Source organism: Microcystis sp. M179S2 (assembly GCF_020245805.1).
Lineage (GTDB): Bacteria > Cyanobacteriota > Cyanobacteriia > Cyanobacteriales > Microcystaceae > Microcystis > Microcystis aeruginosa.
The window spans coordinates 1-14,551 of record NZ_JADBUE010000266.1 but is presented as its reverse complement, the minus strand read 5'-3'; the positions used below and the strand labels follow the sequence as shown (position 1 = coordinate 14,551).

General features: G+C 40.1%; 2 protein-coding genes and 1 pseudogene. 1 reads left to right on the top strand and 2 read right to left on the bottom strand.

Annotation, left to right across the window (positions count from 1 at the left end; all coding sequences use genetic code 11):
• A partial coding sequence (locus IM500_RS16185; protein ID WP_287738979.1) for a LamG-like jellyroll fold domain-containing protein occupies positions 1 to 13,828 on the bottom strand: 13,828 nt, incomplete at its 3' end.
• Between the two features lie 266 nt (positions 13,829 to 14,094).
• Here IM500_RS16185 and IM500_RS16180 point away from each other — a divergent pair.
• Positions 14,095 to 14,223 carry a hypothetical protein gene (locus IM500_RS16180; RefSeq protein WP_265578343.1) on the top strand — a complete coding sequence of 43 codons (129 nt, stop codon included), beginning with the start codon at positions 14,095 to 14,097 and terminating at the stop codon, positions 14,221 to 14,223.
• Positions 14,224 to 14,274: 51 nt separating this feature from the next.
• Here IM500_RS16180 and IM500_RS16175 read toward each other — a convergent pair.
• A pseudogene (locus tag IM500_RS16175) lies at positions 14,275 to 14,551 on the bottom strand (DUF4351 domain-containing protein); the annotation flags it as partial.

The following is a 14,551-nucleotide window of genomic DNA, read 5'->3' as shown; positions in this document are numbered from 1 at the left end:
CGTTACCTCCATTACCCGTTAAGGTGTTATTACCACTATTACCGGTCAGGCTGTTATTAGCGGCGTTACCTGTACCGTTAATATTCGTAGTACCAATTAGAGTGAGGTTTTCTAGGTTATTACTAAGGGGATAAGTTACCGAAGATTGAACGGTATCTGTACCTTCGTTGGCGTTTTCAGTAATCGTATCGGTGGTGGTATCAATTTGATAGGTATCATCTCCTAAACCACCTACCAAAGTATCAATTCCCGTGCCTCCATTAAGGGTGTCGTTACCTCCATTACCCGTTAAGGTGTTATTACCACTATTACCGGTCAGGCTGTTATTAGCGGCGTTACCTGTACCGTTAATATTCGTAGTACCAATTAGAGTGAGGTTTTCTAGGTTATTACTAAGGGGATAAGTTACGGAAGATTGAACGGTATCTGTACCTTCGTTGGCGTTTTCAGTAATAGTATCAGTGGTGGTATCAATTTGATAAATATCATTCCCTAAACTACCGATTAGGGTATCGATTCCGCCTGCACCATTGAGGGTGTCGTTACCTTCGCCTCCGTTGAGAAGGTCATTATCACTACCGCCATCCAGATTATCATCCCCCTCCCCGCCATTGATAGTATCGTTACCATTGCTACCAGTAAGGGTATCTTGGCCTTCCCCACCATCGATACTATCGTTCCCTAGTCCACCATTGAGGGAGTCTTGACCAATACCACCGAACAGGCGATCGCTGTCGTTACCCCCATTAACTGTATCATCCCCCTCCCCACCATTGAGGGTATCATTGCCATCGCCACCGTTAAGGATGTCGTTACCAATATCGCCATTGAGGCTATCATCTCCTGCACTACCATTGAGAGAGTCATTACCTTCACCACCACTCAGAATATCGTTGTCATCGCCTCCGTTAAGGGTGTCGTTACCGCCATTGCCATTGATGCTATCTTTCCCTTCTTGTCCGTTAAGGAGGTCATCTCCATTACCGCCGTTGAGGGTGTCATCGCCTTGGTTGCCATCTAAGGTATCATTGCCATCTGAACCCCCTAGATCATCATTACCTAAATTTCCCTGAAGGCGATCGCTTCCTTCTCCCCCTATCAGTCCATCATCACCGGTTCCGCCTTTAATGGTGTCGTCGCCTTTACCTCCATCGATGGTGACACTGACGGTACTGGAGTTGGTGAAGGTGTCGTTACCGTCGTTACCCAGCGCCATTTCTAGGCTACTGAGTCCGAGATCGAGGGTGATAGCTTGATTGGTGGTGACTATGGCAATATCTTGTCCTTCGCCACCCTTAATGACTGTATCTTGTGGGTCGATGTAGAGGATGTCGTTACCTGCGCCGCCAATCAGTTGATCTGGGCCTGTATCGCCGATAATCCAATCGTTACCGTTTCCACCTGTGAGGGTATCGTTGCCGTCGCCACCGGAGAGGAATACGCCTTCGCTTCCGGTGGTGTAGAAGGTGTCGTTACCGGTACTACCGATCGCAATTTGGACTTTAGTATCGAAGAGGTTGAGGGTGTGGTTGGCGGTGTCGTTGAAGATGGTGAGGGAGGTGGCGCTGTCATTTTCGGCGATGATTTGGACACCGTTGGCGGTTTGGATGGTTTTGAAGCCGGTTTCGGTGACGAGGAAGGCGACATCAGCGATTTGTCCGATGGTTCCGTCGTTGCGGTTGAAGAGGGAACGGGTGCGGATGATGTTACCGTCTTGGATGGTTTCGGTGGGGAGTCCGTTGAGGTTGATACTGGTGATCCCGTGTTGGGTAAGGGTTTTCAGTTCGTTGGGTTGACTGATCCCGTCTTGGTTGAGGTCTTGCCAAACGAGAATTTGGTTAAATTGGTCATCGGCGGCGGATATTATGCCGTTTTTGGTGCTATCGAGGGTAGTTAAGGCTTCTATTCCTGATTTTGCGGTTCCGTTACCGTAGTTTTCGGAGAAGATTTCGGTGATATTATTAATGATTCCGTCACCGTTGAGGTCGATGGTGAGGATGCCGTCTTGGGGGGATACCCAGGCGGTGTTTTCGGCGTAGCCGTCTGCATCAATATCAAAACGAGTTGAGGAGTTTTCAAGACTAATTAGTTGCAGTCCATCATTGTTTAAATCGATAATTAGAGGATCTAATGATTTTGCGATATAGTTTATAGGCTTGAGAGCGGATTGAACAGTTTCTTTAACTACATCTGAAACCTCTTTACCTACAGCACCAGAAAACATTATTAATGCTGACCATGTGCTATTAGATGTTCCCCACGCTGATTTATTCCAACTGTCAGAATTTTTACTCCAGTCCTTAATATTAACATTCGGAAGATTGAGTGTCGAATCTAAGAAATCTGTCACATCATGTAGAGCAGTTCCTAGTAATAATCTACGACTGAAACCTGAGTACCAATTAAAACCATATTTTCTAATCCCTGTAACTCCTAGTCCTGGTAATTCTTCCGATAATTGATTTGTAGGAATACCTGTCACAAAGTGCATAAAAGCAACCGCTATTTTATGTCCTTCTCGCTGTTGATAGTCACGATAATGTTCTTTATAATAAGCTTTGTCGTCTTCAAAATTGGGGTCTTTCTTAAAGTCATCAATGGTTAATTGACGTGATGCTAATATTTTGTTAAAACCAGAATTATTCTCCCAGTTACTTAAAAAATTGTTGGCAAATAAAGCAAAGTCATTTTGAGTTAGCAATCCCTGATTTGTCTCGACAAAATTATTTATATTAGTTTCAATTTTTTCAAGAAGAGCAAGCTTGGTATTATCACCCATTAATGGGTCTTTAAATTTATCAAATATCTCTTTAATTTCATCCTTTGTTATGGGTTTATTCGGTTCTTTTATGATTATTTTGCTATCATCTTTTAAGGCTTGTGTAATTTCATCTCCCCATAAACCTATGACATTATTAATAGCACTATACCAAGATTGATAGCTACCATCTACATGAGCATCATAAAGCGTATTTATTGTTTTAACTAGATTCTTTGATTGCTCAAAATTAAGTCCGATATTTCTTTCTAGCCAACCGGGATCTTTGCTGTAAAAAAGCTCATAAAGATCGGTAGAATTTTCCTTGACGAATCCTTGAATATCAGTCTTGAAATTCTTGTTAATTGTACTCGCAGCATTAGCGACTGATCCTATGGCAGTAGCCCAATCTTTATTATCAATTGCTTGAGCGGTATTATAAATATCTAAAGAGGTTTGACCAAGAGTAATAATGCCTTTTTGAAAGGCTGAACCACCTAAAATAGGCTTACCATCTTGACCTTTAAGTTGAAACTCCATTGCGGCAATATCAGCGACTCCTTTAGCTAAACTGACAAATGCTAGGGCATAATTACCTGATTTATAGGCATTATAAGTATTGTAAGTTGTGTTTACTCCTATTTGAATTTCCTGAATAGTTTGTAGCTGTCCCTCGCTAAATCCCCAGACACTAGCGAATTTCTGGCCACCTTCGATACCCTCGGCACCTTCGACGGGCATTTCCAATGCGAGGGCTTTGAGAGCAGTCATCGCAAATTGATACCTTGCCCCTTTCCAATCACCGTTATAAGCAGCTTGAATAGTTCTTGCTGTACCCGCAGCTAAAAATGCAATTTGTGCGCCAAATTGAGCAGGAGGAAAAACAAATCCTACAAGTCTTAAGACCGTTCCTGTAATTTCTTGGGTGCGAGCATAAGTCTCTAAAATGTCATTAACAAAGGCTTTCTTTCTGATTCTTCGTTCTTTAACTCGCCCGTCAATAATTTGGCTTAAAAGCTGTTGAGATTGTCGCGCTAAATCATCGGATAAATCAACTGCACCTTGAGCATAGCCAACCTTATAAAGTATCTCTAAATTCTGCTGACTGACTAGCTCCTTCTCTTGATTTAATACCCCTGTTTTCTGAATCTCATCATAGAGTGCTTTACTGGCTCCCTTGAGGTCGGTTTCTGATTGTTTCAGAATGCCTAAATATTGCTGTTCTTCTTGGTCTAATTTGGCAATTTCAGTGTTAAGTTTATTATTCTGCTCAATTAAACCATCAACCGTTTTCAGTAAATTATCCTGAATCGTTGCGGCTTCTTTCCCCTGTAAAGCAGCATGAATATCTTGACGAGTTGCTGTTAATATGCTCTCCAATTCAGCAGGTAAGCTGGGCTGTTTTTGTTTGAGGGCATCTAAATCGGCTAAGATGCCAGCGAGTTGTCCTTTATAGTCAGCTTGGGTGATGATATTGGCAATCGGGTTAATCCCTAAGTCTGTGCGGAGGTTATTAATCGCTTGCTGGAGTGCTTCTTCGGTGTTAAGTTGGTTGAGTTGTTCCAGTTTGGTGACGGCAATTTGACGATCGCGTTGAATATCTAACCGTTGTTTTTCTAACTGGGCTGCCACCGCATCATCAATTAATTGACCGCGTTTTTCAGCGATTTCTTGTTCTAATTGTGCCTGCGCTAAGTTGAATTTTTCAACGGAAAGAACTTGTAATAAGGTTTGATTTGTCCAGTCTTTCAGTTGGGAAAGGGCATCTATACGAAATTCAGCAACGGCGATTTCTTGTTTATGGGCCTCAATCGCTTCTTGAGAGTTGCCGATACTTTGTTGAAGTTGGGCCAATTCTTGGGTGGCGAGGGTTTTTTGTCCTTCTAAGAGGGTAATTTGATTTTCAGCAGCTTGACGAAGGGCGGTAAATTGGCTGGCTTGTTGTTGCGCCTGTTGTTGCAGTTGCCGATATTGCTGCATTTCGGCATAGTATTTATCGGCTAAGATTAAATCTTCGGGTCGGGCAATTCCTCCTGAACAACCGCCACCTTTATCGCTGGCTAAATCTCGATAATCTTTGTAATAAAGTTCGGCGGCAGTAGCCATATTGTTGGCGTTGGCAACTTCCAGAAGTTGGGCGGCTTCTTGGCTTCCGGCATCATTTGCCTGTTTAAGAATAGTCAGGAGTTGGCTTTCAAAGCTGTTTAATTCTTGGCGTTTAGTAGTTGCTTGGAGGGTGTAATTTTTTTCGAGTTCAGTGGCTTCTAGGAGTTTTTTGAGTCCCTGTTGTTTATCTTTGATGGCGGAGAGGTATTTGTCGTTTTGCAGCAGGAGAGAGGCTTGCAGGTCATCCATCACTGCGGTTAAAGCTTGGCTACTGGCTTCGGCTTGTTCGGCGAGTTTTTGGACTTCGGCGAGGGTTTTCCTGGTATCTGTGAGTTGTTGTTCGAGGGTGCTGGTGTCTTTGTCGGGACTGGCGAGAGTCGCATCGAGGAGTTGATATTCGGTGAGGAGTACCTGTTCTTGGGTTGAGAGGAGGGTCTGTTTTTGGGTGAGGGTGGCTTGTTGGGAGGTGAGGACGGTTTGTTTTTGGGTGAGGAGTTGGATGGATTGGTCTAATTGGGCTTTTTTGGTGAGGTTTTCCTCGCCCCCATTATCAAGGGGGGTTGGGGGGAGCAAATCCCGCTCGGTTTGCAGTTGAGTGATGAGGGTTTTAGCTTGGGTGAGTTCATCGGTGAGGTAGATGGTTTGTTGTGTCACCCAAGTTTTGGCGGCGGTGATGTCTTGTTGCAGAAGTTGGGTTTGGGTTTGCAGTTCGGCGCGTTTTTGTAGGACGCTGTTGAGGGCGGTTAGGTAGTTGTCTTTACTGGTTTGGTATTCGCCGGTTTCTTTTTGAATATTGGCGGTGGCGGTGGCTGCATCTTGGGTGGCTATTTCGAGTTGGGTTTGCAGGATGGGGAGGAGTTTTTCCCAATCACTTATTTGGGCGATTTTGTCTTCGCTGAGTTTTCTTTCTGCTTCCAGTTGTTGCAGGAGGTGGATAAATTCGCTTTGGCTGAGGGCGGCTTCATTGGCGACGGCGTTGGCTTTATTCCATTGGTTGAGGATGGTGGTGGTGGTGTCTTTGTTGAGGGTATCGGTTTCGACTCCTTTAAGGAGTTGGGCGGCGTGTTCTCGGAGGGCGGTCGCTTGTTTGGTGTAGGTGTCCCAGATAATCCAATCGTGGTCAACATGGGTGATAGCTTGTTGTTTGGTTTGTTTTCTTCCGTACCATTTCTTTTCTTGATAGCTACGCCATTCAATCCAAGTGGGTCCTTGTTTACGGCTTCGTTCCCAATAAAAAGCGGATTTTTCTTGATACCAGTCTGCTTGGGAGATGGAAGCGGCGGCTTGGGCTTGTTTTTGGCTGATGCTGTTTTTAAGTTGTTCTATTTGTTGTTGGGTTTGGGTTTGTTGGTCGCTGATTTGTTGTTGAAGAGTGGCGAGGGTGGTGGGGTTGTTGAGTTCGGGGAAGTATTGATCGCGGATGTTAATCTCAATAATGCCTCGGAGTCCCTGACCTCTTAAAATACTAGAATTAGTCCAATCATTCCACTTTCCTTGAGCGTAGCCAGCATCTTGATCACCAATAATCATTCCATAATTTTCTATTCCACCGTAATTATTTGGTTCGTTAGGAGACCAGTTTAAATAATTAACAGTTTCTCCATTAGTCCATTCCCAAGTACCATTAGATAAATTCTTTTTTAAACCAATCCAATAATTACCTGTTGTCCCAAAAGTATTTAAAATCCACTGCTGCTCATCAGCATTATTAATTGTGATTAAATTACCACCTAATCTTTGTGCTTCTACTTGTGCTTCTGTCCAAGTTGTAGATTTAGTTAGGCTGTAATAATGACCATTTTGAAGATTGTATTTGACAATTCCGGCTAAGGAGTTGTAATCTTGCAAATAATTCTGTACCTTGTCTGGATTCTGTTGTGCTTGTAGGGTTAGATAAGCGGTTTCTAGGCGGAGAGATTGGAGATCGGCGATCGTTTTACTTTCGATAATATTAGTTTGTTCCGTGACAACTTGGGGAACTGCTATAGAACTATCAATGGTTCTTTGTACCCCATTAGTTAATGTGCCATTATTTTTGTTGGCTGTTAAATCATTAACGGTATTTCCTGTATTTTCTTCAAAGTTCCAATAACCGATTAATCCTTGTTCATTACCCGTTAATTTTTGATTGAGACTAGCCTGAATTTGGGATTGAGTTTTAGCCACATTCCAAACTCTTACTTCATCAATTTCACCCTTAAAATAACCAGAATCAGCAGAATAACCAACAACTATTTTATCCTGACTACTAAAATCTGATTGAGTTTTAGAACCTGTGGCTACTAATTGACCATCAACATAAATTTGTTGACCTCCCACCGATGCACCAAAAACATGAGCGACATGATGCCATTTTCCATCAGCTAAATTAATCCCACTACTAGCAATTACTTCATTATTCCAGATCCGAACGACTATATTACCATTAGATAAATGAATACTGCGATCATGACCTCCTGACCCTGCTATAACAGAGAATAATCCCCCATTCAAGGATGTAGTTTTAAACCATAATTCATGGGTAACTTCTGTTTCTGGTTCATTTAAGTTCATTTGTATGGAATCATTAACCCCATCAAAATAGAGAGCTTTTCCTTCAGGTCGTGTGATAGGATTAGAATTAGCTACCGTGCGCTGAACTCCATTAGTTAATGTGCCATTATTTTTATTGGCTGTTAAGTCATTAACCGTATTTCCTGCACTTTCTTCAAAGTTCCAATAACCTACTAATCCTTGTTCGTTTCCTGTTAATTTTTGACTGAGATTAGCTTGTATTTCTGCTTGAGTTCTGGCTACATTCCAGACACGAACATCATCTATTTGTCCTTTGAAATAATTTCCTGGACCTGTAAATCCTTGTCTGCCACCGATACGAAAATCATTCCAAGTTGTAAGACCGTCCACTAGAGTTGCTGAGGTTTCATAGGACTGAATCAATTCCCCATTAGCATAAATTTTGACAATATTCTTATCGTAAGTTAAAGCAACGTGCGTCCATTGGTTTTCTGGAGCAATATAACCCGTGTTAATCCAATCATTGCTTAAACTTGGATTAGCCCAAAAATACCAGCGAATCGTTCCATCGGAAAACCGAGCAATCTCATATTCTCCTTCTTTATTGAGAATAATTCCTTGGTCTGCTCCTTTAACTGGATTAATCCATGCTTCTAAGGTAAATTTATCAGTTAAAACAAGAGAAGATTTGGCTCCCACTTGAGTATAATCATTCACTCCATCAAAATAGAGTGCTTTTCCTTCAGGTCGTGTAATTGGATTAGAATTAGCTACTGTACGCTGAACTCCATTAATTAACATCCCATGATTGCTATTTGCAGTTAAATCATTGATGATGTGTCCTGATGTTTCTTCAAAGTTCCAATATCCGACTAATCCTTGTTCATTTCCTATGAGTTTTTGATTGAGGTTAGCTTGGATTTCTGCTTGAGTTCTGGCAACATTCCAAACTCGTACTTCATCTATTTCTCCTTTAAAGTAATTTAAGTTTTGATATTGTCGATTACCAATATGGAACTCATCATAATTAACAAGAAGTGCTTGATCTCTAATTGTACCGATGCTATCATAGCTATAAATTAATTCTCCATTGACATAAGTTTTTATAAGTCCATTGTCGTAAGTAAAGGCAATATGAGTCCATTTATCTAGTGGTATAGTATAGTCAGTATTGATGCGATTAAATTCAAATTGAGTATTAGTTATTGTGTAATAAATTTTGTTGTCTGGTCCAATGGTAAGCATATATTCGCCATCTCGTCCAGCAATAACACCATAATCACTGTTTTTCTGCGGTTTAATCCATGCTTCGAGAGTTAAGGTTTTGCCAACTTCTAAACTCGGATTTGTCCCTGCATTAATGTAATCATTCACTCCATCAAAATAAAGCGCTTTTCCTTCAGGTCGTATAATTAGATTAGTATTCGCTACTGTGCGCTGAACTCCATTAATTAATGTGCCATTATTTTTATTGGCTGTTAAATCATTAACCGTGTTTCCTGTAGCTTCTTCAAAGTTCCAATATCCGACTAATCCTTGTTCATTTCCCGATAACTTTTGACTGATATTAGCTTGAATTTCCGCCTGTGTTCTGGCAACATTCCAAACTCTTACTTCATCCAAAGACCCATCAAAAAATTCATCGCCTCCTGGTAAATCAGCCCCAATTATCAAAGGTTCATTACTTTTCCATAGATTGATGTTGACATTATCTTTTGTCCCAGCCACTTGACCGTCAATATAAAACGTTAAGAAATTAGCCGTTTTATCATAAGTAACACTCACATGATGCCACTCATTAGCAACAATTTTTTTATCAGAGTTCCAAGAAACTCCACTCGCAGTAAAACGCAATGAACCATCGCTCCACAATTGCATTGCAAAAGGAGATGAATTTGTTCCCTGAGTTACAATACCATCCCAATCACCAAAGTTTTTAACCTTAATCCAAGCTTCTATAGTCAAACTACTTGTTGTTTCTATTTTTGGTTGGCTGTTTAAACTGATGTAATCATTTACTCCATCAAAAAAGAGAGCTTTTCCTTCTGGTCGTATAATTAGATTAGTATTCGCTACTGTGCGCTGAACTCCATTCGTTAATGTGCCATTATTCTTATTAGCTGTTAAATCATTAACGGTGTTTCCTGTAATTTCTTCAAAGTTCCAATAACCTGCTAATCCTTGCTCTTTTCCTGTCAGGTTGCGATTATAATAAGTCTGGATTTGAGCTTGTGTTTTAGCCACATTCCAAACTCGGACTTCATCAATTTCTCCTTTAAAATAACCAGAAAAAGAATAACCAATTGCTATTTTATCTTGCCAATTAAAATCTGATACAGTTCTTGATCCTGATGCGACTAATTGACCATCAACATAAATCTGTTGACCTCCTACTGATGCACCAAAAACATGAGCGACATGATGCCATTTTCCATCAGCTAAATTCAGTCCACTACTACTAATAGTTTCATCATTCCAGATACGAGCAACTATATTGCCATTAGATAAATAAATACCACGATCTAAACCTGTTGAACCTAAATTACCTGCTATAACAGAAAATAATCCGCCATTCAAGGATGTAGTTTTAAACCATAATTCATGGGTAACTTCTGTTTCTGGTTCATTCAAATTAATTTGTATATAATCATTTACACCATCAAAAAATAAAGCACGATTAGGTTGTTCAAATGTTTCTCGAATAGCAGTTAAAGGTGCTTCTTGTGCTTTGACAATGCTATTCTGTTTCTGTTCAATATACTTCTGTAAATTCGTTTCTATCCCTTGTTCTTGTTGATCATTAGTCAAATCAATCTGAACCACTAAATCTTGAGATTTATTAGTCACCTCATCTGATACTGCATTGATTAACTTAGGTTGTAAGACTAACTCAGACTGACTAATAAAAGCCTGAATATCATCAGATATTGATTTAAGAAAATCTGCCGATTGTTGTTGTAAAGCTTGAGATTTTTTGGTGTAATCATCCCAAGTAACCCAATTAGGATCATTGGTGGCACCTTGCTTCTTACTTTTATCCCAATGAATTGCAGCTTGATCTGAGTACCACTTAGCTTGAGTAAGATAAGAGTCATTTAACGCTTGCTTCTGAATAATGCTTGCTTTTAATGATTCTGTATTATGTAGAGAAGGACTATCTAAAGATTTTAATAAATCTGTTACAGCACCATTAAAATCTGCTCTTGTTTTTTCAACCTCTTGAGTGATTGTAGTCTCTTTCTGAGCAAGAGATTGAAGATTAATTTCAATTAATCCTGGTAGTGAACCATTTGTTCCATCGTTCCATTCATTATTAATCCACACTAAGCCATAATTTTCTGCCCCACTATGATTATTCGGTTCACCCGGTCTCCAATAAGTATAAGTAATCGGTTCACCACTAATCCATTCCCATCTTCCCTCTTGAAATTTATCAGTTAATCCAAGCCAAAAATAGCCGACCTTTTTGGGACGAATTTGGATAGCCCAATTTTGCTCATTTCCATCATTAATTGTTACAAGATTTCCTCCTACCGCTTCTCCTTGCGCTTGTGCATCTTCCCATGAAGTGCTATTTGTCCAGAAATATTTATTTCCAGTTTCAGGACGAGTAATAGCACCTTTTTGACCAGCAAGTGCTAACTTGTTTTTATTATCTTCTTTGACTGATGTTAGCTTTGCAGTTGTTGTAACTAATTTTTGTTGAAATTGATTTATCGTTGCTAGTTTACTTTCCACAACATTAAGCTGATTAAACTCCTTCTCATACTTAGTCAAATCCGAATAATGCTGACTCAACTTCGCTAAACCCTGATACTCCTGTAACTGTTTCTTCGCCAAAAACAGCGCATCCTCCACAAAATCAACACTATCCGCCAAAGCATCGCGCCGTCTTACCGTTGACTCCCGAATCTGTAACGCCTCATCCAGCTGAATCTCATTCAGATAATAATCCCCATAAGGAGTCGCCAAATTCTCATCAATATAACTCGTCAAACTATCAAACGCCTGAGACGTAGCTTGAGAGCCATTCCAAACCTTAATCGTTAAATTATGATTATCCTCTAAATTATCCACCCAAACATTGGTTAACCCCTTCAACTGGTTAGCCAATTGACTGTTTAAACTCACATAACCCTCAATATTATTATTCCCTAAAGCCACCTTAACCGATGCTTCATGGTCCGCAGAAGTCGCCTTTCTCGTCTCCAACTCCTGCTTAAACTCCAACTCACCCGCTAACACCGTTTTCTGATACTCTTGTACCTCTCCCACAACCTTCTGCTTCTCTAAAATCGCCTTTTCCAACGCCGCAATCTCAGAATTAGACCCATTTCCACTCTTCAAAGCCGTTAAATCAGCCTGAAGCGCACCAATTTTTTGCTTAAGACTATCAACCGTATCCTGCAAAAACTTAGACGAATAATCCTGAGTCTTGAGAAAAGCATAATCCGTCAGCAAATCCCCCAGCGCCTTATCCGCAACTGTCACAGCTTGCTTATTCCCTTCCCAAGCCGTTTTAACATCCACTAAAGCCTGATTTTTCTTCTCTAAATCCTCAACTTGCTTGGGAATAATGTTACTGGTAAGTCCCTGTAACTCCTGATTTGAGTCATCAATTTGGAAAATAACAACCGCCAACTCCTGATTATACTTAGTCGTCGCAATTGACAGTAAATTCTGTTGTTCCTGAATCTGAATCAGATAACCATTAATCTCCTTCTGAATCCCATCTTTTATACCCGGATTCGTTTCAGCCTTCCAACGAGTATAAGCATCATCAATACTCTTCTGAATATCCTTCTGTTTTTGCTCATTTTGTGTTTTAGATTGAGTAAAGCTAGAGGTTAAAGCCGTCTTTTTATTTTCTAGATTCTGCAAAATGTCAGTTAAAGACTTCTGCTTACTGAGACTCCCTTCAAAAGTTTCCTTCGCAAAGGAATAATCATCATTAGCTAACCTTAACTGTTCCTCCGTCGTGTCTAATTTAACCTTGGCTTTGTCCAATTCGCTGCTGAGAATTTCATACTGCTTCAACGCTGTGGGAATCGGTAAGGTTAACTTCTCCAGTTTCGTCGGTTGAATATCCGTATTATTAAAGACAAAATTATCATTATCAATGATCTTGACAATTGCCGTATTTTGTGTACCAATCGTCACCCCATTAGTCGGATTCGTCAAGGACAGGTTAAGGGTTTCCACCGCTTCAAACTGACTATCTTCCTTAATCGGAATCGTAATAATTTTAGGCGCACTATCCCCATGAGCAAACGTAACCTTAATGGGGGTATTATTATAATCGTCTGCGGTTGCTGTACCATTATTTAACGTAATCGTCGCACTTACTTCTGTATCACTTCCCCCCGTGCGAGTTACAATAACTTGAGTTATGGTAGTTCCGTTTTCAGTAATAGAATAAGTCGGCGCATTAAACGCTAATTGACCGGGAATTGGTGGATTAACATTAACATTAAAAGAACCAAAAGTAACCCCCCCATCTCCATCAGATACTTTGACCCCAACCTTAAATGATGATTGTTTTTCAAAATTATTAAATAAATATTGACCTGATTTTCCTGTAAAATCATTGTATGAACCATCTCCATTTAAATCCCATTCATAAGTGAGAATATCATTAATACCGGGATCGAAAGCATTAGCGTAAAAGTTAAATGGTTTTCCGTAATCAATAGTTATATTACTTGTCAAATCCGTAATTTTTGGAGCAACATTTAAAACTGTAAAGCTTTTTACTACAGAGCTACTAAAGCGTCCCGAACTATCTTGAGATTGTGCAGTAAAACTATAAGTACCTTCATCTAAATATTTTCCTAAGCTAACATTGTTGAGAGAACGAACACCTGATTTATTGGCATCTGTTCCCATCAATTTACCATCAACAAGAAAAGAAATTGCTTCAGGATTTTTATCTGTAGCTGCTACATTAATATTAACAGTATCTCCTTCATATATTACAGATGGAACAACAGTAACATCTGTTAAGGTTGGAGCAACCATTGAATCGCCATAAACCTCTATCTCTACCCATGCTACCCATGATGGTGATGCAACTGTTCTAACTTGAACATAACGAGCCGTTGTAAGATTGTTAAAGCTATCTTGTAACCATTGATGGCTGGTCGTATAACCGTTAAATGTTTTTGCAAGTGAAGCTCCCGGTGCTGACCAACCGATTGATTGATTAGATACTCGGACTTCGTGTGTAGTATAGCCTGCTGGGGACTGTGCAGTTAAAAGTTTAATTGAATCTAGATAATATTCTTGCCCAAGGTCAACCTCAATCCACTTAGTAGCATAATATCCAGAATTCCAGTAGCCAGTATTACCAGTATAATCCCCATCAAATGCCTTGATAGGTGTTAACCATGATTGATAGGAGCTACTTGCATAATAGTTTGAAGCTGAAAGGTTTCTAGAAATAAGTGGCATAATAAATCCTCAAAATATTGTTTGTAAATTAATTGAGGTTAAGTTAACTAACCGATATTGTCAATAGCCAATTTAAACTGACTTAAAGGCTGGTTTCCCTTCAGGCGCTCCCAGGGGTCTTGTGGCGATCGCATTTAAGTAAAATTTTGAGCGATCGCTTTTGCAACTTCGGGTTTAGCCAGTCGTTGCTGATCTATAGTTCACCAAGCTTCTGCTTGTTGCCTATATTATATACGGAAAGCTTATCTCTGAATTACTTCCTCACCATGAAAATTTTAGCGGGTGATGGCGAGGGGAATAATTTCCGCGTTAACCTTTCTCTTTCCACTAAAAACCCCACAGAAAACGGGTTTCTCCGAGACACCCGTTTTCTGTGGTTCTCAATTACTCCCTGATAATGACAATTTTAGCGGGTTGTTGCGAAGATGCGATCGCTAACGTCAAAGCTAGGCAGTTAAAGTATTTAACCAATTGATTAAATCTTCAACCGTAGAGAAATCGAATAAAGCTTCTCCTAATACTTCTACATCATCAATACTTAACTCCATAATTTTAGTTTCCAATGAAGGATTAATCTCCCCTAACTTGCGTTAAAGTTGACGAAGAATCAATGTCTTTTCCCGTTCAATACCTTGTTCGATACCTTGTTCAATACCTTGTTCGATACCTTGTTCGATACCTTGTTCAATACCTAGTTCAATACCTTGACGCATCCAACTGGTG